We start from the raw sequence: 22,448 nt of genomic DNA on the forward strand, positions 1-22,448 counted from the left end.
GTCGCTCTTATAAAAAATAAGGGCGTGTTTGTGTTCGATGCCCATTCGCTGTTCCACCGATGTTCGATCTGATCACATTTTTACCTAGGACGGTATCAGCTTCTTTTTACGATATGGCTAAGCATAAACATGCTGCTCGCACTAATAACGACGGAAGGACCTGCGGGCGTATCAAAATGCCACGATAAGGTTAAACCACACAGCACGCTTATAATGCCAATAGCCGATGCAAGCAGCGCCATTTGTTCTGGTGTTTGAGCCAGTCGTCTTGCGGTAGCCGCTGGAATAATAAGCAGTGACGTCATGATTAAAGCACCTACAAACTTCATGCCCACAGCAATCACCAAACCTACTAATAGCATGAGTACCAGGCGCATCAGGTCAATATTGATGCCTTCTACCGAAGCAAGTTCCTCATTCACACTGCTGGAAAGCAATGGACGCCAAAACAGATAAAGAATCGCACCGACAATGATCACACCACCCCAGATAAAAATTAGGTCAGAAGGGTTTACTGCAAGCAGATCACCGAACAGATAGCTCATTAAATCGATACGAACATTGTCGAGAAAACTTACTGCAATCAGACCAAGCGACAGAGAGCTGTGAGCCAGTATGCCGAGTAATGTATCGGTAGCAACCAACTGCTGCTTTTGCAGAGTCACTAAAATAAAGGCCAATCCAAGGCAACAAATGAGTAGCGCGAAATAGAGATTGATATCCAGTAAGAAGCCAAGCGCAATCCCCATTAAAGAAGCGTGAGCTAACGTATCGCCGAAATAGGCCATTTTGCGCCAAACGACAAATGAACCTAGTGGTCCTGCAATAATTGCAATACCAATACCAGCAAGAATCGATGGAAGTAGAAATTCAATCATGTTGATGATGACCATGAGAGTGATGAGAACATGTACCAGCATCGCCTTTTACCGGTTGACCAGAAAGATCGTGATGATGATGTTCATGGTTATGATGATAAAACGCCAATGTTTCGCGGCTACGATCACCGAATAATTCAATATAACTCGGATGTTTAGTGATGTTCTCTGGTGTGCCGGAACAGCAGACATGATGATGCAAGCAGATCACTTCGTCGGTTTTTGCCATAACCAGATGAAGATCATGAGAAACCATAAACACACTACAGCCAAAACGTTGACGAATAGTGTTAATAAGATCATAGAGGTCAATCTGACCTTGCATATCCACACCTTGCGCAGGTTCATCCAATACCAGAATGTCAGGTCTTTGCAGCAATCCGCGAGCAAGCAATACGCGCTGGTTTTCGCCACCAGAAAGTTTGTGCATGTCATTTTTTGCCAAATGTTCCGCACCAACTAACCTTAACGCCTCGGTCAATTCTTGACGACTATATTTACCCGCAAGTTTGAGAAAGCGTTCTACAGTCAGTGGCAGAGTGTCATTCAGTTTGAGCTTCTGCGGGACGTAACCAATCTTAATATTTTTGGATTTCAGGACCTTTCCTGAGGTTGGCGTATGGAGACCAAGCAACACTTTTACCAGAGTTGACTTCCCAGCCCCGTTGGGACCAATAAGGGTGGTGATCTTTCCTTTGGCAAGAACAAGGTTGACGCGATCTAATACTCGGAGTTGGTTGAAATCTACACAGATATCTTGCAACTCAATAAGCGCTGACATTAATGGAACTCATTTGCAATTGATAGGTGTTATAATGTAACATTTATCCTAAATTAACGCTACAGGATATGCCACATCCCATGTTTTCCCGAATCGCTCTTTTACTGAGTCTTACCCTCTTGCCTCTTTCTGCCTGGGCAAATACCATTTTGACCAGCATCAAACCTATTCAGATGATCACTCATGAACTGACTTTGGGAGTCACTGAGCCAGATGTCTTGCTCTCTGCCAATGCCTCGCCACATGATTATGCGCTCCGTCCTTCTGATGTGAAGATAATTCGAAATAGTTCATTGATTATTTGGTTCGGTAAAGATCTTGAACCATTTCTCGATAAGGTTCTAAGTCAGCAAGAAAATGTTTTAACATTAAGCCAGATCCCTAATCTCAAGCTGCGCTCTTATGGTGAAGAGGAGCACCATGATGATGGTCATAATCATGGAACCCATGATCCACATTTCTGGTTGGGTGTTGAGCAAGTCGAACAAGTAGCTAATGCCATAACACAAAAACTGATTGCTATGGATCCAGAGCATACGGACATTTATGGCAAAAATTTAAATCATTTCGTTGGCTCATTACATACGATGGATGCTCAGATTGCGGCGCAATTAGCAAGTGTAAAAGCAAAACCATATTACGTTTTCCATGATGCGTATGCTTATTTTGAGCAGCATTACGGGCTCAATAATATTGGTCATTTTACCGTAAGCCCAGACAGGAAACCGGGTGCTAAAACGCTTATCAGCATACGTAACGCGTTAGCGGCTAACCAGGCAAAATGTGTTTTCTCCGAACCGCAATTTCAACCTGCGGTGATTGAAAGTGTAGTAAGAGGAAGTGATGCCAAAATGGGAGTGTTAGATCCTTTAGGAATGGACATTCCTATAGCTCAAGGCAGTTACTTCGCTTTTCTTAACTCAATGAGTGAAAGTTTCTACAACTGCCTTTCAAACTAGACTTGAATATTTAGGCTACCATAGGTCTACACCATGAAAGACGTTGTGATAGCGTCTTTCTCGTGTGATATAGGTTGTGAAAGATAATTTTATTTCATTTATTTCGACATCCATTGTCGTTTTTCTATACAATGCCGCTTCTTTTTTGTCGCGAATTAACTTGTGAAAACCGCTTCGGTCGTAGAAAGGGCTTATTGTGTATCGCTTACTGTCTATTCTTTTTGCTATTACTTGCTTTGTATCGTTGTCGGTAAATGCTATCGAAAAGACGCCTTCGGTGTTTTATCCCCTTCCAACACAAACTCAAGGTAAGGTATACGCTGCGAAAAGCCTGTTTGTTGGCGATGCAGGCGGCATATGGTTACATGATGTGCATGGCAAAGTTCGCTTCTTTGATGGGCAGACTGTTTTACCTCGACAGGGTTCTATTTTATCGAACGATTACCCGCTGCTAGTCTATTTAGACAACGCATTCTGGACGGTTATTGATGGTAGTTTGACGAAATTATCAACAAATAATGAGAAAAGCGCGGTTGTCTCTTTTGCTAAAGGGACTGTGATAGAGAAGATTGGTACTTCTGGAAAATCCATTTGGCTGGTTAGCCAGGATTATTTTTACATCTATAACACCCAGTCGAAGTTGTTTGAATCTTATTCTCTCGAGGCTCTCACTCACTTTGATAAATCAAAACGTGTAGTCGTTAATGACGCAACATTCGGTATTTCTAAATGGGTATTAGCGACCAATTCAGGAGTATTCTTATCCGAAAATCGTAGCTTCAGCCATATTCCTCGCTCCGGAGATGATTATGTCGAAACGTTGTTTTTCTCAGAAAAACGTCGGGAGATGCTCCTTGGAACGCTTGACGGAGTATTACTTATCGATCTGAATAACAAAAGCAAGCATCCACAGAAAATCGCCAAATCCCATGTGCTGTCTATTACAGAAACTGAAAATGAATATTGGATCGGCACAGAAAACGGTTTGTTCGTTCACTCGCTATTGAGCCAAACTACCACCAAGTTAAAAAGTAACGTTCACAGCAACTACTCGCTCAAAGGAGATAAAATTTTTTCCCTGGTGAATGACTCGCAAGGTGGAATATGGATCGCTTCAGAAAAAGGCGTGTTCTATTACTCAATGTTTGGGCAAAAATTTAGCCGTGTATTAAGCAAGCAAGTCAACAGCGGTATCGAAAATTCCGCTATTCAAAGCCTGGTTTATATTTCTGACAGCGATGAGTTCCTGCTGACAACCTCGACAGGTGTGACTCGGATTAATTATAAAAACCGGCAGCCAAATGAACTTATTTTTGAAGGCCAAGTTTTTGAGGGGCAGGTTTTTGAGGGACAAATTAATGATTCGATCTTACAAGGCAATCAGTTGTGGCTGGCGACTGATCAAGGTTTGATACGTTTCGATGTCGTTCAGCTAAAGGTGATAGACGCCGCTTTGCCGCTGTTATTGAGTCATTCTAAAGTGGACAGAATAGAAGTTGATAACAAGGGTGAGCTTTGGGGCGTTTCTGGCAATAAGCTGTGGTCATATAATCCAATGACGCAGACATTTTTTGAGTATGGCGATGACTGGATTGTGAATGTTTACTTGCCTGCTACCGTGACACAATTAAAAGCGACGCGATATAACGGCATCATCATAGGTACAGAGCATGGCACTTATTCGATTGACGATCAGAAAATTACCTTCAATATTTCTAGTGGTGAGTATGGTAAGAATCATTCTGTTATTGAAGACAAAGAAGGTAGTGTTTGGTTTGCCAGTGATTATGGTGTTTATAAGAAACTAATAGGGCAAAGTGAACTGCAGCCCATATTGTTGTCTGAAGACAGTATCAGTCCTAAATGTCTAATGGAAACGCCGGAAGGCATTTGGTTGTCCTCTTCAAGGGGGTTAACTCTCTACAGCCATAATGGGCATGTAAAAAAACATTTTGGTGAGCCTTATGGGTTAATCAACAACGAGTTTCTACCCGGAATTTGCGCCTCTTCTGGTTACAGTTCCTCATATCCGCAATTAGTCATTGGCTCTGCTCTTGGTTTCGTAGGCGTCTCTGCCGACGAATTGTCCGTTTCCAGTTTACCACATTCACCTGTCATTATTAGCCAGGTAAAAGTTGACGATAAATTGTTGTCGGTAGGTAACTCTGCGAAATTCAGCGTCGATTATGGTCATTCAATAAGCTTAACGTTTGGCGCTTTACCCCAAACGGTGAATTTAAATCTGGAATATCAGCTAGCAGAAAGCGGAGCCTGGTTGCCAATAGACGGATCCCAACTAACCCTTGAACGTTTACGGCCGGGTAACTATCAATTGCGTTTGCGTAGTTCAACGGCAGAACAGCGTAATAGACTCGAAAGCCATATCGCATTTCAAGTCATTGAGCCATGGTATCTGTCGATGGCTGCATTCACCGTATATGTTTGTAGTTTTATGTCGCTACTCATATTGATTGTGTGGTGGAGATCTCGAATGATGATCAACGCTAACCGTTTACTTAAAGAGCAGATTGAGCTGAAGACTAGCCAACTAAAGCATCAGAGTAAAATCGTCCTGAGTAACAATTTTCAGCTTCGTAAGCAGATTCAAGTTCGACATGCTCTTTTAGAAAATATTCTCGTAACCATTGAACCGAGACTGGAAAAGCTAAAGCTTGGCGTTCGCCAAGCCAATCAGTTGGAGTGGGAAACGCTAGTAGAAGAAGCTCGAATAGAATTAGAGCAAGTTAAAAATATCCATTCAGATAGTGGATCAACATCACTGACACACAACCTATCGTTGGTCCTGGAATCCGTAGTGAGCAGTTGGCATGATGAGTTTTCTCATGCGGGAATGGCTTTGGAGCTGGAGATTGAATGCAAAAGAAGTTTGGTAAAACTGAAACAGTTTAATCTTGACGTTATCTTCAATGCGTTATTGGCTGAAGCGATAAAGCGATTGTATAAAAAACAGACGCTCGTTGTACGTTGCTATGAAATCGAGAACCGAGTTCTGGTTACTCTGTGTGACCAAGGTACTAGCGCCAAGAATATCGAACAGACGATGATTACCACATCGGGGTTTGCATTGAATCAACTTGGTGATCTTGTTACGCAGTCGGGCGGTGAAATTAATGTGTATGTATCTAAAGAACACAACATGGTGCAATTGACATGGCCGATAGCCGATTTAGAGCCGCTAGAGAGTAGTTTGATGAGCTTTGCTAAAGAGTTAACTGAAAACATTTTAGATGATTCTGAGCTCCTTTGGCTTAATAAAGTTGAGCAGTTGGTGATAGATAATTTCTCTGATGCTGAGTTTAGTACTGCTCACGTCGTTAAAGTGCTGTTTATGTCAGAACGCAGTTTTCAAAGACGTTTTAAAACGGCGACGGACAAAACATTCAAAGAGTATCTCAACGAAGTGCGATTAGAGAAAGCATGCCAACGCTTATTAAGTGGTGAGAAGGTGTCACAGGTTGCTTTTGAATGTGGCTTCAATGACCCTTCTTATTTTAGTCAACGCTTTAAACATCACTTTGGTTTATCACCAACGCAATTTATCGATGAACATCAAGAATAATGAGTGTTGATTGTTATCAGGGTAACATTGGACGCAATATGGGCTTGCTGTTAGCAGCAAAAAAAACGTGGTATAGCCGGGGGACTATACCACGGGTGCCAAAGACACCTTCGCTTGCTGCCGGAGTGACTTAGCATCACTTCTGGAATAAATGTCTTCGAGAATGTGTGAAGACGGAGGGACTATAATCACACCGCACGAATACCCTTATAAAATTAACGACAATTTTGTATAAGAAAACCGACAATGTATAATTGTCGTTTTAATCTATTGTTTTTAAAGGACTATTGTTTGTGTTTTTGTTGTTTTGTCAAAAAGCAAATTCTTGAAAGTCAAAATGTTATTTGTGGAATTAACGTTTTTAACGAGAAAAAGGATCCGGGGTGTAGTGGTCTCTTTATTAAGCAATGTTTGATTTCACGCAATATTTGTTTGGTTGTTGGCGGGTATTATTGTCTTAAATAAAAATGTTTCTCATTAACAATACGATTGGCGAAAATAATAATGAAACTATCTGACTTAAATGATGGCGACCGAGGCACTGTTCTGACGATGAACAGTTTGTCTAATGAGGTTAGGAAAAAGCTTATGGTGATGGGGCTATTACCTAATACAGAAGTGAAGCTAATTCGTAGAGCGCCAATGGGCGATCCGCTACAGGTTGAAGTGAGAGGAATATCATTGGCAGTGCGAGAAAGCATTGCATCGTCGATCGAAGTGGAGAAAGCATAATGCAATATCAAGTGCTCACAGTTGGTAACCCTAACAGCGGCAAAACGACTCTATTTAATGGTCTTACTGGTGCAAAGCAGCAAGTAGGTAACTGGGCTGGTGTCACTGTTGAAAAGAAAACCGGTCGCTATTCGCATTCTGGTGATGATTTTAGACTGACGGATTTACCTGGAATTTACGCTTTGGACAGTGGTAATGATAGCAACAGTATTGATGAGTCCATTGCATCAAGAGCGGTACTAACACATCCGGCAGACCTGATTATTAACGTTGTTGATGTCACTAGCCTGGAACGCAGCTTATATATGACGTTACAGTTGCGTGAGTTAGGTCGTCCAATGGTAGTGGTACTGAACAAAATGGATGCTCTGAAACGCGAGCGCCAACGTATTGATACCAAATTGCTCGCGCAAATGTTGGGTTGCCCAGTATTTACTCTTTCTGCCAACAACAAAGATCAAGTTCGCCGCTTCAAAGAGAAATTGCACAAACAACTAATTCAGGGGATTGCCCTGAAAGAGATCGAATTAAATTACGATGACAGCTTCGAAGCATCGATAAAAAATTTAATGCCGTTGTTCAAAGAACAAGATGTTTCTGCTCGCGCTTTAGCGATTCGTGCGCTGGAAAACGATTTAATGGTGATTAATGGTCTGCCAGAAGCTGACCGTGCTGAGGTTCATAGACAGCAACGAGAATGTGGTTTGGATATCGACCTTCATGTCGCCGATATTAAGTACACGTTCTTACATCAGCAGTGCAAACAAATTCGTTGTAGCGAAGGTAAATTGAGCCATAGTTTTACTGAGAAAGCGGATCAAGTCATTTTAAACAAATGGGTCGGTGTGCCTTTCTTCTTTGTGGTCATGTACTTGATGTTTATGTTCTCTATCAATATCGGTAGTGCGTTTATCGACTTCTTTGATATCGGTGTCGGAGCTCTTCTGGTTGATGGTGGACATTATTTACTTGATGATCACTTGCCTGTCTGGCTTGTCACTGTGCTGGTGGATGGTATTGGTGGCGGTATCCAAACCGTTGCGACATTTATTCCGGTTATTGCCTGCTTGTACCTGTTCCTGGCGGTATTAGAAAGTTCTGGGTATATGTCTCGTGCGGCATTTGTGCTGGACAAAGTGATGCAAAAAATCGGTCTTCCGGGTAAAGCGTTTGTTCCTTTGGTGCTTGGTTTTGGTTGTAACGTGCCTTCTATCATGGCAACGCGCACCTTAGACCAGGAGCGCGAACGTAAGCTTGCGGCGTCTATGGCTCCGTTTATGTCTTGCGGAGCACGTTTACCTGTATATGCACTGTTTGCAGCGGCCTTCTTCCCACAAAGTGGTCAAAACATCGTATTTGCCCTTTATCTGTTAGGTATCATTGCGGCTGTGTTCACTGGTTGGGTTTTGAAAAAAACACTTTATCCAGGTTCAAGCGACAGCTTAGTGATGGAAATGCCAGATTACGAATTGCCAACGTTGCAAAACGTATTGATCAAAACTTGGCAAAAGCTAAATCGTTTCGTACTGGGTGCAGGTAAAACCATTGTTTTGGTTGTCGCAATTCTAAGTTTCTTGAACTCTGTGGGTACTGACGGCTCATTTGGTAACGAAGACAGCGAAGCATCAGTGTTATCGAAAGCAGCACAGGTAGTCACTCCAATATTTGCGCCTATTGGTGTAAACCAAGATAACTGGCCTGCGACTGTCGGTATCATCACTGGTATTTTCGCCAAAGAAGCGGTTGTTGGTACGTTGAACAATCTTTATACCTCTGTGGATGATGAAGAGGATGCTGAATTCGATCTAATGGCGAGCTTAGAAGAAGCGGTGATGTCTATTCCTGAAAACCTAATGGGGTTAAGTTTCTCTGATCCTCTTGGGATTGAGGTCGGCGACCTTTCTGATAACCAAGCAGTGGCTGAAGAACAAGAGGTTGATTCATCTATCTTTGGTAACTTGAACTCTCATTTCGAAAGTGGCAGTGCAGCGTTTGCTTACCTGATTATGATCCTTCTATACACACCATGTGTGGCTGCGATGGGTGCATATGTTCGCGAGTTCGGTAAAAAGTATTCGTATTTTATTGCTGCTTGGACGATGGGGTTAGCTTACGGATGTTCGGCAATTTTCTATCAAGCAGTGAACTTTGCAAATCATCCTGCAACAAGCATCAGTTGGATTGTAGCCATTATCGCTGTTTACTACGCTGTGTTCCAAATGCTTAAGAAAGCAGGACGCAAACAGCAGACGCTTGAGGTTCAAGTAGCATGATTTTAACCGAACTGAAGCTGGCTATCGAAGAGCAAGGTAGCATCACTCGTAAAGAACTCGCGAAACGTTTTTCGATCAGTGAGGATGGGGTTGATGCCATGCTTGGCATATGGATTAAGAAGGGTATTATTTCTCGTCTAATCGATACTAATGTCGCTCAATACGTCACAAGAGTTCGCTATGTCATCAACCGTGCAGATAGCCTTTCAGTGACCGTGACCATGTAATCCCCAAAAAAGCAGAAAGCCGCATAATTACGCGGCTTTCTTTTTGAGCAATATCTTATTGTAAGTTCAAACTAGACAGCATTAAGCGGTGACAAAAATTTTGCTCATCGACAGCAAGCTGCGCAGTTTCACTAACATCTCTTCTTGCAGCGCTTCATTACGAACAATGCCTTTGGTATTGCCCCAGATTGGTCCGGGCCAGGCAACATCATCTTCAAAACGAGCGATATGATGGATATGCAGTTGGGGGACCATATTGCCTAATGCACCTAGGTTCAGTTTTGTTGGTTGAAACAACGCTTCTAAAGCTTGGTTTACCGCTTGAGACTCAACAAGAAACTGTTGTTGCTCTTTCATTGGCAAGTGGTGCAGTTCTTTTAAATTGGCTTTCTTCGGAACTAAGATAATCCATGGTGCAGCGTCGTCTTTATGGAGTAGAGCAACACAAAGCGGGAAGTGGCCAATCACATCGGTATCTTTGGCAAGTTGTGGGTGAAGGTGAAAACTCATATAAAACATCCATGATAGAAACTGAAAATGATTATACGGTAAGCAAAACAAAAAAGGTTGACATCTCGCCAACCTTTTTTCAATTTGCTTGCATTAACTTGCTGTATTACATGCGCTCTAATGTGTTAATGCCTAGCAGCGACAAACCTTGTTTGATGGTCTTCGCTGTTAGCGCAGCCAGTTTCAAACGGCTTTGTTTCACTTGCTGATCTTCAGCGACTAAGATTGGGCATGCTTCGTAGAAGCTTGAGAACTGACCAGCAAGCTCAAACAGGTAGCTACACATGATGTGTGGTTGACCTTCACGAGCTACCGCCTGTACTGCTTCTTCGAATTGAAGTAGCTTAGCGATCAGTGCTTTTTCCTTTTCGTCGGTAACTTTGATCTCGCCACTGAGTTCATCCATCGATAAGCCTGCTTTGGCGAAGATAGAAGCAACGCGAGTGTACGCGTATTGCATGTATGGCGCCGTGTTGCCTTCGAAGGCTAGCATGTTGTCCCAGTCAAACACGTAGTCAGTGGTACGGTGTTTTGAAAGGTCTGCGTATTTAACCGCTGCCATCGCGACTGTAGTTGCGATATCCGCTTTTTCTTCGCTTGATAGCTCAGGGTTCTTCGATTCGATCAGCGTTGCTGCACGTTCTTCGGCTTCATCGAGAAGATCAGCAAGACGCACTGTGCCACCGGCGCGAGTTTTGAATGGACGACCATCTTTACCCAGCATCATGCCAAATGCGTGGTGCTCTAAAGACACTTCTTCAGGGATGTAACCTGCTTTGCGAACAATGGTCCAAGCTTGCATTAGATGTTGATGTTGACGCGAGTCGATAAAGTACAACACACGGTCAGCACCGAGAGTTTCATAACGGTACTTAGCACATGCGATATCGGTTGTGGTGTAAAGGAAACCGCCGTCGCGTTTTTGGATGATAACACCCATTGGCTCACCATCTTTGTTTTTGTATTCGTCCAAGAATACAACTTGTGCACCGTCATCTTCTTGTGCCAAGCCTTTTTCTTTCAGATCTGCGACGATAGCTGGCAGCATGTCGTTATACATGCTTTCACCCATCACATCGTTACGAGTAAGAGACACGTTGAGGCGATCGTAGTTACGCTGGTTTTGCACCATAGTTACGTCAACCAGTTTCTTCCACATATCTAGACAGAACTGGTCACCACCTTGCAGTTTTACAACGTAGCCACGAGCTTTTACTGCGAACTCTTCATCTTCATCGTAAAGTTTTTTCGATTCACGGTAGAAACCTTCAAGGTCAGAAAGTTCCATTGATACTTCACCAGACTCTTGTTGGATACGCTCAAGGTTTGCGATAAGCATACCGAACTGAGTACCCCAGTCACCAATGTGGTTAGCGCGAATGACTTTATGACCCAAGAATTCAAGTGTACGAACAACAGCATCGCCGATGATGGTAGAACGTAGGTGACCTACGTGCATCTCTTTTGCAACGTTAGGCGCTGAGTAGTCAGCAACGATAGTTTGCTGTGCTTCAACGGCCACGCCCAGACGCTCGTCAGCAAGCGCAGCTTCAGCTTGAGCAGCAAGGAACTCTTCGCTTAGGAAGATATTGATAAAGCCCGGTCCAGCAATTTCGGTTTTATTTGCGATACCGTCGAGATCGAGAACATCCAAGACTTTTTGTGCGAATTGTCGCGGGTTTGTACCTAACTGTTTAGCAACGCCCATCACGCCGTTAGCTTGGTAATCACCAAACTGTGCTTTTGCAGATTGGCGAACGGCAGCAGGGCTTCCTGCTGGTGCGCCAGCGGCTTCAAGAGCCTGAGATACTTTGTCATTAATCAGTGCTTGAATATTCACTCGGGTGTCCTTCAATTCTGGGAATTGGTTGCGTATGCATAAAAATCACTACACGGCTATAAATCACCAGATCGTAGTGAATGCATATCTTGATCTAGTTCATAAATTGGCGCACATAATAGCAATTTTATTAGCGCGCTTATAGGGAAGAAATCGTGAAATTTACTACTTTTGCGCCTGCTTTTGATAGTATCGGTGAAAAATCATTATTTCGGACGCGTAAAATGCTTCAGCCATTGCTGGATACAGCTCTTCATCCTAGTCAGATGAAACAAAACTTAGCACCATTTATCGAAAAGATTGAGCAATTAACGGCTCTGCTAGAGATCGACCTATCGGCGTATAAGCTTGATCATGTTGCCATGCGGATCAATGAGTTGGAGTTGGCAAAATTGGCGCATCAAGCCTGGTCTCTAGAAGGGGAAGTGATTTCTCAAACCCAAATCAACGGTCGTCCAATTATTGTTATCGCATTCAAACAACCTTTGATGATTAAAACTTGGCATATTGAGTGTTTAGAGCTGCCTTATCCCGCAGAAGGTAAGATTTACCCTGAGCAAAGTTGGGAACATGTGGAATTTGTCGTTCCATCAGAAGCGCAAACAGCCGATGACTATTTGGCGTATTTGAAACAGGTGTTTCCTGATCTTGCGTTGAACTGGGACAATCTTGCAGACAAAGGTATCAAAGTGAAGCTATCCAGTCCCAAGGGCGAAGGTGAGCGATTGAATAACCCGACAGTGGCGTTCAAGTGGCAAGGCGTGTGTATCAAGTTACATCCCCATTCATTAAAAAACATTGTTGAATCGGAACAGTAACTTCCCCTAAATCACATCAAGTCAAAGTAAGGAGTGGTATTTCGCAACTCCTTATTTCATCGAAATCTAGCCGATATCGTACGCTTTTGGTCTGAGCTGGAACTCTTCCGTTGAACCAATTTCCAGCCCTAAATGAAGCGGTTCGCAGTCCTGATGGACATTGCCAAGCGTATGCATAATGAGCCGGTTGGCCGTCCTTGGTTTGAGCGTATTAACCACGAAACGGATCATGTCTGTTCTACTCAGTTGTTTGAGTTCGTCGAGAACAATTTCTCTTTGATTAAAGTTCCAATCTTTATTGCCTATGGCTACCCATAAGCGTTGCGCTCGCGTTCTGAGTGTCGGATCGGGCGTCGCAATTTGATTCCACAGACCTCGTTTACTGCTATGCCATTGGTACTCATTGAGCTCCAGAAGTACCATATAAAACGCATTGAGAAACTCATCAATCGAATAAATGAGATCCGTCGGTGCCGCGTTTGGCGACTGCACATAAAGTACTAACCCCGGATGACGATTCATTGGCATATTGCCCGTTCCGACCATATAGCCTAGCTGTTGTTTGGTTCTTATTTCATGGAAAAACGTTGCAGACATCAAGTGATTGGCCAAAGAATAGAGAGCGATATTACGTGGCTCGATATCTTCACATTGGTAATATACCACCACAGCTGAATCATCCTGATCACACAACTGTTCGCGTTGGAAAGTACCGCTATTACCTAACATCACAAGCGGTCGTAAAGACTCTTCGTAAGTCTGGTTTTTCACTCGCAATGCATCTTTGAGCACTTCCGCCATGTCATGAGCATCTCGTGCCTGCCAGTCACCATAAACAAACATTTCTACATGCAAGTTCGCCAAGATTGAATCGACGAATTCCGCCAAGTCTGTAACTTCAATCGTTTCTAACGCTTCAAGCAACGCTGAGTAGGGGGGATTATTAGGCTGCAACAGCCCCGTCATATTGCTAAATAGCTGAGAAATGGGCTTATCGTGAGCCGCATTACGCCAATTACGTAGCAGTTGTTGTTTGATGGTGTCAAAACGTTTCGGACTAAAACTGCGCTCAGCGAATTTGCACAAAATCATGGCCATTAACTGTGGCTGCTTTTGACTAAATCCAGAGATAGAAAGAGTCACACCACCTTGATGGGCATACATGTTGTAACCCATACCCACGATTTCAGCCTGATAGGTTTCTTTTGCCAGAGCATCGAGAAACATTTCCACACAGAGTCGTGTCTTCACGATGTTTTGTACGTTCGCTACAGAATGAGGGCTATCGATAGCTATATAGATAACACCTTTTGGTACACGAAATTCTGTATCTTGCAAATGCCATAAACGGAATCCCGGCAAATCTTGCAGAATTTCTGGTTGTGATTGTTCTTTCTCTACGGGTTTAGGGTCTAGATCGTAGCAAATAAACGGGTTTTTAGGCGGCAGTGTCAGCGGCCACGTTTTATCACTTGTACGATAAATGCTGGCTTGAGCATCGGTAAATTTTTCAACTGAGTAAGGTGTAAAATACCAATTAGCTTCTGTGTCGTAGTGTTGTCCTTGAGCAATGATAGTGACACGTAGGTTATTTGGTGAAAGATAAGGTAGAAAGCTTTTCAGTAAGTTTTCATCGTAATCTTTCATCAAATAGTCGCCGTAAATAGTATCTTCTGCCGCATAATGCTGCATATTCACCGCTAAATGACTGACGATATCCATCGGACGGTTGGTTTCCTGGAAACGGAAAGCAGATTCCAATACTGCGCGTTTCTCAAGGTAACGCCATTTGTCTAACCCTTGCTCGGCAATCAGTTGAATGTATTGAAACAGCGCCTGAATAATTTCATCAGTTTTTTTCAGGCCTTTGACGGTGAGAGTACAACTGATGGAAAATTCGCGATAGTTGCTACCACTGGCACCTCCACCAGCCGAAAGAGAGGTAATCCAACCTTTATCTTTCAGTGCTAACAATAGGCTTCCTTCACCTTCATAGCCGATTAAATGGGCAAAGTAAGACAACGGCTTATAAGGATAATGAGCATCCACATTCGGCATGGGGAAATTCATTACCAGTTTACGAATTTCTTTTAACGGTTCGACACGAATGGTTATTGCCGTTTGTGCTGGGGTGACAAATGGTTCACGAATTGACTTTCCGCGTCGGTGTTTGTTTTCAATGGTTGAAAATTTCTCTTTGACCCACTGTTCCATCTCATCAAGAGTTTGTGGACCCATAAGCGTCAGCGTCATGATGTCCGACGAATATTGCTCAGAGTGAAAGGCAATAATTTCGTCGCGGATTGATTTACCTTCTCTGTCACCTAATGTCTCGATATTGCCGACTGAGAATTTTGCAAACGGATGGAGTGGGTTAACGGTTTCTTTTTGCACCTGATAGAGTCGGCGAGAATCGTCATTGAGTTTTAACTTGTACTCAGAATCGACGGCGTGACGCTCTTTATCCAAAGCTTCTTCATTAAATAGCGGTGCGGCAAAAAATTGACTAAACCGCTCAAGTGCTTTTTCAAAAGCATTGGTGGTAACATCGAAAAAATAGCAGGTGTGCTCTGTGCCAGTCCATGCGTTATTGCTGCCACCATGTTGGCTGATAAAACTTTGAAAATCGCCAACTTTCGGGTACGCCTTAGTACCTAAAAACAGCATATGCTCCAGATAATGAGCCATACCTTGCCGTTCCATAGGATCGTCAAAATGCCCTACATTAACCGCCAGTGCAGCCGCAGATTTTTGCGCACTTTCATCTTGGATCAACAAAACTCTCAGCGCATTTGGCAGAGTGAAGTGTCGATAGCGGTTTGAATCATTAGGACTTATGTGCACAGAGAATCTCCGGAGTAGCACGGGATCTTAAGTATGGCACTGATACGACTTACCGCAAATACGAGATCGGTTTTTTATGAGCTGGATATTTATAAACGAGAACGCTTATAAACTTGGAACTTATATTAACATATTGTCATTTTAGTCTTTTCACTGCGTTTTTAACAGACTGATAGTTTTGAAATTAACGCTAAATTTCGATTAGCAAAGAATAAATACAGGCTAAAAATGGTGTAAAGACTTGATAGATGGCATGAGAGTTGCCTTGTATAAGCGATTCACAAATTGCAGTAAAAGTGGTCGCGAAGTTGAGTGAAAGACGATTATAATCGCCGCCAAGCAGCAACAGACTGCATTAAGATTAAGGTAAAAAAGATGAAAGTTTTTATTATGCGTCACGGAGAAGCCCAGCATTATGCTGCCAGTGATGCAGAGCGAGCCTTGACAGATAGAGGTCGAAATGAGTCTGTCGCTGTTGCCAGAGCTTGTGCGACGCAGAAAAATATCGCTCACGTAGATAAAGTATTTGTTAGCCCGTACTTACGTGCTCAGCAAACTTGGCAAGAAATTTCGCGCCATTTTTCGGCAGATATTATTGAAGTTTGTGAGGGCATCACGCCATACGGTCAAGCAGAAGATGTGTTCGAGTTCGTCGCTGCTTGTATTGAAACGGAGCAGCTGGAATCAGTATTACTGGTGTCACATTTACCATTAGTGGGGTATCTGGTTTCTGAGTTTGTACCGGGAATGGTTGCACCTATGTTCCCTACCTCTGGACTGGTTTGCATTGAATATGATGTCGCCGCTCGCAAAGGTGAGTTGGTGTGGAATATCCACCCTTAATTGAATAAGCATCAAGAGGCTGTCGTAAGGTGGCCTTTTCTATATTCGCCCGTCTACATTTTTCTTTCTCTCTTGTACAAACCGTGCGTTAGCATTTTGAGTCATTAGTGCAGCCATAAAATTGGCGCATCAGCATGGACTAAAAATTGCATCATCAGGCTAAAATGTTGTCATTTAGTTATTTTTACGTGCGCTTTGCAATGTGCAAAATAGGCACTGAATGCTGCAAACCGAATTATTCAATTTTAGTATTAGCGAACAGTTTATAGGCCTATGAAGTTTACTCTGCCATTTGCGGATAAGTTACCTTCCATTCCACAGCGCAGTATGCCAGCGATTGGCGCGCCTATTATGGTGCTTGCGACTCTTGGCATGGTTGTTTTACCAATCCCTGCCTTTTTGTTGGACTTATTCTTTACCTTCAATATAGCGCTGGCACTGGTGGTGTTATTGGTCACCGTTTACACCCGTAGACCCCTCGATTTCGCAGCATTCCCGACAGTTTTACTTATTGCGACCTTGCTCCGCTTAGCCTTGAACGTGGCGTCAACCCGTGTGGTTTTACTGAAAGGTCATGAAGGAGGTAACGCTGCCGGTAACGTGATTGAAGCTTTTGGTAGCGTGGTTATTGGTGGTAATTATGCTGTCGGTCTGGTGGTGTTCCTTATCCTGATGATCATTAACTTTATGGTTGTCACCAAAGGTGCAGGACGTATTTCTGAAGTGAGCGCTCGCTTTACCTTGGATGCTTTGCCCGGTAAACAAATGGCAATTGATGCTGACCTGAACGCTGGTTTAATCGATCAAGAACAAGCAAGAACTCGCCGTTTTGAAGTTACCAAAGAAGCGGACTTCTATGGTTCGATGGATGGTGCCTCTAAGTTCGTTAAAGGGGATGCCATTGCCGGTATCCTAATCCTGTTCATTAACATCATCGGTGGTCTGTCTATCGGTATGGCTCAATATGGTTTGGGCTTTGGCGAAGCGATCGAAATTTATACCCTGTTAACTATTGGTGACGGCCTGGTGGCGCAGATCCCATCGCTATTATTATCGATTGGCGCAGCTATCATGGTAACGCGTCAAAATACCGATGAGGACATGGGTGAGCAGGTTATCTTTCAACTGTTTGATAATCCTAAAGCATTGATGATTACCGCAGCAATACTCGGTGTTATGGGGATAGTGCCGGGAATGCCACATTTCGCTTTCTTATTATTGGCCTCGATTTCTGGTGGCGCTGCATATTGGATTCAACGTAAACAGAAAGCAGCAAAAGATGAGAAAACCAACCTACCGGCAACATTAGATGGCGAAGCGCCGGCACAGAAAGAACTCTCTTGGGAAGATGTTCAGCCAGTCGACATTATTGGTTTAGAAGTGGGTTATCGTTTAATCCCATTAGTCGACAGAGATCAAGGTGGCGAATTGCTTGAACGTGTTAAAGGGGTACGTAAGAAGCTATCGCAAGACTTTGGTTTCCTTATTCCCGCGGTACATATCCGTGACAACTTAGAGCTCACACCGAACAGCTACCGCATTACTTTGATGGGAGTTGCCGCTGGCGAAGCAGAAATTCGACCTGACCAAGAGCTTGCTATCAACCCGGGGCAAGTGTACGGGATGATTGACGGTGAACGCACCTTTGACCCTGCATTTGGTTTAGAAGCGGTTTGGATTCGAGAAGACCAACGGGAACATGCTCAAGCTTTGGGCTATACCGTTGTGGATTCGTCAACGGTACTGGCGACACATTTGAGCCAACTATTGACCAATAATGCGTCGCAACTACTTGGTCACGAAGAAGTACAAAATCTGCTTGAAATGCTGGGTCGTTCAACCCCAAAACTGGTGGAAGGATTTGTGCCTGACCAGCTTCCTTTAGGCGTAGTGGTTAAGGTGCTGCAGAACCTTCTGAATGAAGCTATTCCCATTCGTGACATTCGTACTATCGTGCAAACACTTTCTGAATATGCCAGTAAGAGTCAAGAACCTGACATACTCACAGCGGCTGTTCGTATCTCGTTGAAACGTCTAATCGTTCAGGAAATCAATGGTATAGAGCCAGAGTTGCCAGTAATTACTTTAATTCCTGAATTGGAACAAATATTGCATCAAACCATGCAAGCTTCAGGTGGTGAGTCCGCGGGGATTGAACCGGGGCTTGCCGAACGTTTGCAAATGGCGTTGAGCCATGCAACACAAGAGCAAGAATTAAAAGGTGAGCCGGCAGTATTGCTCACTTCAGGTGTTCTCCGCTCGACATTGGCTAAGTTTGTGAAAAATACCATTCCTAGCCTACGTGTTCTTTCGTACCAAGAAATACCTGATGAGAAACAAATTCGAATTGTGCAGGCGGTAGGTAATTAACTGCGGTTAGCGGTACCCAAACTACTTGAAGTTGCAGGTAGTCGGCAAGTGAGTGAATCCCCATGAGCATAGATAAACTATGTGATTGGGGTGAACGAACGTAGGCAACACCGCTGCAGCTTCAAGTAGGAAGGGTATAATTAGTTTGCCTCACATTAAAGACGGATATCAGCATTGAAAATAAAACGATTTTTTGCCAAAGATATGAAAACTGCACTGCTCCAAGTCAAAGAAGAGTTGGGTGCGGATGCGGTGATCATGTCAAATAAAAAAGTCGCTGGTGGTGTCGAAATCGTGGCGGCAGTGGATGGTGAACCGTCTGCGTCTCCAACTGTGTCACAACAGAGAACTCAACAACCTTACAGCTCCCAACCCAGATTCAGCAATAGTCAAGTTTCTCAATCTTTGACGCGCCAACCTGCTCGACGTGAGTTAGAAGAAGATCGAGTGAGTTTGCAGGCAAGTGCAGCGGAAGGTCGTTCTATGACTCAACGTTTTGCCAATATGCTCAAGCAGTACAGCAACGGAGCTATGCCCGATCAAGAAGACCGTCGTGCTGAAAATGAAGATTCTCTATCTGCGTTATTGCAGCGTCAAAGAGAAAATACCAGTTCGCTGCAATCTAGTTCATCGCTATCTAGTTCATCACTATCTAGTTCATCACCATCTGGTTCGCCACAGTCTAAGCTGAGCCGTTGGGCTGAAGAAGAAGAAACGAACCGTGAGCAACGCAAATTGCGTTTGGATCCGTCACGCTATGAACGCCAACATTCTGACGAAGCCAAAGTTTCTGCGCAGGATTTAGAAAATATGCGCGAAGAGATGGCCTCAATCCGTCGTCTTTTAGAACATCAAGTTTCAGGACTCATGTGGCAAGAAGTTGAACGTCGTGAACCGTTACGAGCAATGCTAATTAAGCGTTTAGAACGTATGGGAGTATCGCTCGATTTGGCCGACCAACTCGCCTGTTATATACCAGAAGATACGCCACCACCTAAAGCTTGGCGAGCCTTGCTGGGACTGGTTTCAGACCAGATCCCCGTCGTAAAACAAGACATATTGAAACGAGGTGGGGTCGTTGCATTACTTGGACCGACTGGCGTAGGCAAAACGACGACGGTTGCTAAGCTCGCGGCACGCGCAGCAATGGAGTTTGGTTCCGACAATGTTGCTCTGGTGACCACAGACACATATCGCATTGGCGCACATGAACAACTGTCGATTTACGGAAGAATTATGGGTTGTCCTGTAAGAGTCGCTAAAGATTCCAAAGAGTTAGCCGAAGTAATATATCAGTTGAGAAATCGCCGACTCGTTTTAGTCGATACAGCGGGTATGGGACAACGTGATGTTCGCTTATCAGAACAATTAGATACCTTGATGCAAGAGAGTGGTGAAATGATTCATAGCTACCTTGTTTTGCCTGCGACAGCGCAGAGAAAGGTACTGCAGGAAACCATTGAACACTTTAGAAGAATTCCGCTTTCAGGGTGCATCATGACTAAGCTCGACGAATGCTTGAGTTTGGGCGAGTTTGTCAGTGTGGTAGTGCAAAACTCACTGCCAGTGGCTTACATCGCCAATGGACAACGTGTTCCAGAAGACATAGTGCTTGCTCAGCCTAAATACATGGTGGCGAAGGCAAACGAATTACTTGAGAAGTCGACAGAAAATGAACCTCACTATTGGAATAGTGATTCAGAAAGATTCTAGGCGGCGTACAGATATGACGAATAAAATGATATATGACCAAGCAAGCGGCTTACGTCGCTTATCTCAGCCATCACTGACTAAAGTCATTACCGTGACTGGTGGTAAAGGTGGTGTGGGCAAATCAAACGTGACCTTAGGCATGGCTATCTGTATGGCTCGCGAAGGCAAAAAAGTCATGGTTCTGGATGCGGATCTAGGGCTTGCCAATATCGACGTCATGCTCGGTATTCGTCCTAAGCGTAATTTAGGACATGTTCTTGCTGGTGAGTGTGAACTGAAAGATGCTATAACTGAAGGACCCTATGGAATTCAGATTATTCCAGCAACGTCGGGTACTCAGTCGATGACAGAGTTGTCACATGCGCAACATGTGGGTTTAATTCGAGCGTTTGGTACGCTAGAAGATGAAATGGACGTGCTTTTAGTTGATACAGCGGCAGGTATTTCTGATATGGTTGTCAGCTTTGCTCGCGCAGCTCAAGACGTAGTGGTGGTGGTGTGTGATGAACCGACCTCAATCACAGATGCATATGCATTGATCAAACTTTTAAGCAGAGAACACCAAGTTAGAAGATTTAAGATTGTTGCAAACATGGTGAGAAGTTATCGTGAAGGTCGGGAATTATTTGCTAAATTGACATTAGTCACAGAAAGGTTCTTGAATGTTAGTCTTGAACTCGTAGCATGTATTCCTTTGGATGATAATGTTCGTCAGGCAGTGAAGAGACAGCGTAACGTGGTTGATGCTTTCCCTCGTTCTCCAGCGTCTTTAGCGATTAGCTCTTTGGCGAATAAAGCAACGACGTGGCCGATACCGAAAACGCCGAGTGGTCACTTAGAATTTTTTGTTGAGCGGCTACTTAATCGATCCGAAACAGTAGAGGAACCATTTGGTGAATAAAGCGCTTACTTACAATCAATATGGAGCTTTGAACAGCCAACAGCTGTTTCTAGAGCAATATTCTGTATTGGTTAAGCGTATTGCACATCACTTGATTGGACGTCTGCCGCCCAACGTTTTGATTGACGACTTAATCCAAGCCGGGATGATTGGTCTGCTGGAAGCGCAAAAGAATTACGACGGGAGTAAAGGCGCTAGCTTTGAAACCTATGCAGGTATTCGAATCCGTGGAGCTATGCTCGACGACATTCGACGTGGTGACTGGGTACCGCGATCGGTTCATAGACATAACCGGGAAATTAGCCAGGCGATCTCTGAATTAGAAGGAATACTGAATCGAGATCCAACCGATGCCGAAGTTGCAAAACATTTAAATATGCCGCTTGACCAGTATCATACTGTGTTGAGTGACATTAACTGCTCTCGCATTGTTGGTATTGAAGATTTGGGGGTATCAGATGATGCGATTTCACCATTGGATGATGACGAGGATAACTCGCCATTCAAAGATGTCGCTGATGAATCGTTCCGAAAAGCATTAATTGAATCAATAAAATCGCTTCCAGAGCGTGAAGCTTTGGTACTTTCGCTTTATTATGATGAAGAGTTAAACTTAAAAGAAATTGGTGAAGTCATTGGTGTGAGTGAATCTCGAGTCAGTCAAATACTAAGCCAATCTATGCAACGTCTAAGAACAAAGTTAAGTTCTTGGACACAAAATGACTAAATATCACTGATTTTGAACTCAGTGGAGGCAATTTTGAATAAAAACATGAAGATCCTTATTGTTGATGACTTTTCAACAATGCGCCGTATTGTAAAGAATCTACTTCGTGATTTGGGCTTCAATAACACACAAGAAGCCGATGATGGTTTGACGGCATTGCCAATGCTCAAAAAAGGTGGTTTTGACTTTGTAGTAACAGACTGGAACATGCCTGGTATGCAAGGTATCGACTTGTTAAAGCACATTCGTGCAGACGCTGAATTGAAACATCTTCCTGTTTTGATGATTACTGCGGAAGCAAAACGTGAGCAGATTATTGAAGCCGCTCAAGCAGGTGTTAATGGTTATATTGTAAAACCGTTTACCGCTGCAACTCTTAAAGAAAAATTAGATAAAATATTCGAACGTCTGTAAACACTTTTGCACGGCAGAAGGTGCTCTATTCATTACGC

The 22,448-nt window shown here is 43.6% G+C and carries 16 protein-coding genes and 2 pseudogenes; 13 read left to right on the top strand and 5 right to left on the bottom strand.

All coding sequences use genetic code 11. From position 1 onward, the window contains the following. Positions 1–95: 95 nt before the first annotated feature. Together znuB and znuC are read right to left on the bottom strand one after the other, a co-directional pair. Positions 96–878 carry a zinc ABC transporter permease subunit ZnuB gene (gene znuB / locus ACK5MF_RS11260; protein WP_416922245.1) on the bottom strand — a complete coding sequence of 261 codons (783 nt, stop codon included), beginning with the start codon at positions 876–878 and terminating at the stop codon, positions 96–98. Continuing rightward, positions 871–1,659 carry a zinc ABC transporter ATP-binding protein ZnuC gene (gene znuC / locus ACK5MF_RS11265; RefSeq protein WP_416922247.1) on the bottom strand — a complete coding sequence of 263 codons (789 nt, stop codon included), beginning with the start codon at positions 1,657–1,659 and terminating at the stop codon, positions 871–873. Before znuC ends, znuB begins: the two co-directional genes overlap by 8 nt. Before the next feature lie 80 nt (positions 1,660–1,739). Here znuC and znuA point away from each other — a divergent pair, with 80 nt between their 5' ends. From znuA to ACK5MF_RS11290, 5 genes are all read left to right on the top strand, one after another. Beyond that, positions 1,740–2,618, top strand: coding sequence for a zinc ABC transporter substrate-binding protein ZnuA (gene znuA, locus ACK5MF_RS11270; RefSeq protein ID WP_416922249.1), 879 nt, complete (start codon positions 1,740–1,742; stop codon positions 2,616–2,618). A gap of 196 nt (positions 2,619–2,814) precedes the next feature. Then, on the top strand, positions 2,815–6,198 hold the full coding sequence (locus tag ACK5MF_RS11275) for a helix-turn-helix domain-containing protein (protein ID WP_416922251.1): 3,384 nt from the start codon (positions 2,815–2,817) through the stop codon (positions 6,196–6,198). Between the two features lie 504 nt (positions 6,199–6,702). Continuing rightward, positions 6,703–6,930, top strand: coding sequence for a FeoA family protein (locus ACK5MF_RS11280; RefSeq protein ID WP_416922253.1), 228 nt, complete (start codon positions 6,703–6,705; stop codon positions 6,928–6,930). Further along, positions 6,930–9,203, top strand: coding sequence for a Fe(2+) transporter permease subunit FeoB (feoB, locus tag ACK5MF_RS11285; protein WP_416922255.1), 2,274 nt, complete (start codon positions 6,930–6,932; stop codon positions 9,201–9,203). The genes ACK5MF_RS11280 and feoB overlap by 1 nt, the downstream gene beginning before the upstream one ends. Continuing rightward, positions 9,200–9,430 (top strand): FeoC-like transcriptional regulator, encoded by a 231-nt coding sequence (locus ACK5MF_RS11290; protein WP_416922257.1) that lies wholly within the window; start codon positions 9,200–9,202, stop codon positions 9,428–9,430. Before feoB ends, ACK5MF_RS11290 begins: the two co-directional genes overlap by 4 nt. 81 nt (positions 9,431–9,511) lie before the next feature. On the opposite strand, the gene ACK5MF_RS11295 is transcribed toward ACK5MF_RS11290, so the two are convergent. Beyond that, positions 9,512–9,940, bottom strand: a complete 429-nt coding sequence (locus tag ACK5MF_RS11295) for an HIT domain-containing protein (protein ID WP_416922259.1) — start codon at positions 9,938–9,940, stop codon at positions 9,512–9,514. Positions 9,941–10,046: 106 nt separating this feature from the next. Beyond that, complete coding sequence (gene argS / locus ACK5MF_RS11300) at positions 10,047–11,780, bottom strand: arginine--tRNA ligase (protein WP_416922261.1); 1,734 nt, start codon at positions 11,778–11,780, stop codon at positions 10,047–10,049. 224 nt (positions 11,781–12,004) lie between these two features. Between argS and ACK5MF_RS11305 the strand changes: the two genes are divergently transcribed. Beyond that, entirely contained in the window at positions 12,005–12,598 is a 594-nt protein-coding gene (locus ACK5MF_RS11305; protein ID WP_416922316.1) for a VOC family protein, read from the top strand. A gap of 66 nt (positions 12,599–12,664) precedes the next feature. Here ACK5MF_RS11305 and ACK5MF_RS11310 read toward each other — a convergent pair whose 3' ends face one another. Next, complete coding sequence (locus tag ACK5MF_RS11310) at positions 12,665–15,442, bottom strand: insulinase family protein (protein ID WP_416922263.1); 2,778 nt, start codon at positions 15,440–15,442, stop codon at positions 12,665–12,667. 375 nt (positions 15,443–15,817) lie between these two features. On the opposite strand from ACK5MF_RS11310, the gene sixA reads away from it, so the two are divergent. From sixA to cheY, 7 genes and pseudogenes are all read left to right on the top strand, one after another. After that, the gene (gene sixA / locus ACK5MF_RS11315) at positions 15,818–16,285 is read left to right on the top strand and encodes a phosphohistidine phosphatase SixA (RefSeq protein ID WP_416922265.1); all 468 of its coding nucleotides are present in this window, start codon (positions 15,818–15,820) and stop codon (positions 16,283–16,285) included. Positions 16,286–16,558: 273 nt separating this feature from the next. After that, a complete protein-coding gene (gene flhA / locus ACK5MF_RS11320; protein ID WP_416922267.1) occupies positions 16,559–18,655 on the top strand; it encodes a flagellar biosynthesis protein FlhA in 2,097 nt (698 codons plus the stop codon). Positions 18,656–18,829: 174 nt separating this feature from the next. Next, positions 18,830–19,262 (top strand): annotated as a pseudogene (locus ACK5MF_RS11325) (flagellar biosynthesis protein FlhF); the annotation flags it as partial. Positions 19,263–19,321: 59 nt separating this feature from the next. Beyond that, positions 19,322–20,368 (top strand): annotated as a pseudogene (gene flhF / locus ACK5MF_RS11330) (flagellar biosynthesis protein FlhF); the annotation flags it as partial. A gap of 13 nt (positions 20,369–20,381) precedes the next feature. Continuing rightward, complete coding sequence (locus ACK5MF_RS11335) at positions 20,382–21,269, top strand: MinD/ParA family protein (protein WP_416922269.1); 888 nt, start codon at positions 20,382–20,384, stop codon at positions 21,267–21,269. Continuing rightward, positions 21,262–21,996 carry an RNA polymerase sigma factor FliA gene (locus ACK5MF_RS11340; RefSeq protein ID WP_416922270.1) on the top strand — a complete coding sequence of 245 codons (735 nt, stop codon included), beginning with the start codon at positions 21,262–21,264 and terminating at the stop codon, positions 21,994–21,996. Before ACK5MF_RS11335 ends, ACK5MF_RS11340 begins: the two co-directional genes overlap by 8 nt. A 45-nt stretch (positions 21,997–22,041) precedes the next feature. Further along, on the top strand, positions 22,042–22,410 hold the full coding sequence (gene cheY / locus ACK5MF_RS11345) for a chemotaxis response regulator CheY (RefSeq protein ID WP_416922318.1): 369 nt from the start codon (positions 22,042–22,044) through the stop codon (positions 22,408–22,410). Positions 22,411–22,448 lie beyond the last annotated feature (38 nt).

It is taken from the genome of Vibrio sp., from assembly GCF_047973365.1.
Taxonomy (GTDB): domain Bacteria; phylum Pseudomonadota; class Gammaproteobacteria; order Enterobacterales; family Vibrionaceae; genus Vibrio.

What these genes read in the sequence shown, in the direction of transcription:
- znuB (WP_416922245.1), bottom strand. Translation starts at nt 878, where the DNA reads ATGATTGAATTTCTACTTCCATCGATTCTTGCTGGTATTGGTATTGCA.
- znuC (WP_416922247.1), bottom strand. Translation starts at nt 1,659, where the DNA reads ATGTCAGCGCTTATTGAGTTGCAAGATATCTGTGTAGATTTCAACCAA.
- znuA (WP_416922249.1), top strand. Translation starts at nt 1,740, where the DNA reads ATGTTTTCCCGAATCGCTCTTTTACTGAGTCTTACCCTCTTGCCTCTT.
- ACK5MF_RS11280 (WP_416922253.1), top strand. Translation starts at nt 6,703, where the DNA reads ATGAAACTATCTGACTTAAATGATGGCGACCGAGGCACTGTTCTGACG.
- feoB (WP_416922255.1), top strand. Translation starts at nt 6,930, where the DNA reads ATGCAATATCAAGTGCTCACAGTTGGTAACCCTAACAGCGGCAAAACG.
- ACK5MF_RS11290 (WP_416922257.1), top strand. Translation starts at nt 9,200, where the DNA reads ATGATTTTAACCGAACTGAAGCTGGCTATCGAAGAGCAAGGTAGCATC.
- ACK5MF_RS11295 (WP_416922259.1), bottom strand. Translation starts at nt 9,940, where the DNA reads ATGAGTTTTCACCTTCACCCACAACTTGCCAAAGATACCGATGTGATT.
- ACK5MF_RS11305 (WP_416922316.1), top strand. Translation starts at nt 12,005, where the DNA reads ATGCTTCAGCCATTGCTGGATACAGCTCTTCATCCTAGTCAGATGAAA.
- sixA (WP_416922265.1), top strand. Translation starts at nt 15,818, where the DNA reads ATGAAAGTTTTTATTATGCGTCACGGAGAAGCCCAGCATTATGCTGCC.
- flhA (WP_416922267.1), top strand. Translation starts at nt 16,559, where the DNA reads ATGAAGTTTACTCTGCCATTTGCGGATAAGTTACCTTCCATTCCACAG.
- ACK5MF_RS11335 (WP_416922269.1), top strand. Translation starts at nt 20,382, where the DNA reads ATGACGAATAAAATGATATATGACCAAGCAAGCGGCTTACGTCGCTTA.
- cheY (WP_416922318.1), top strand. Translation starts at nt 22,042, where the DNA reads ATGAAGATCCTTATTGTTGATGACTTTTCAACAATGCGCCGTATTGTA.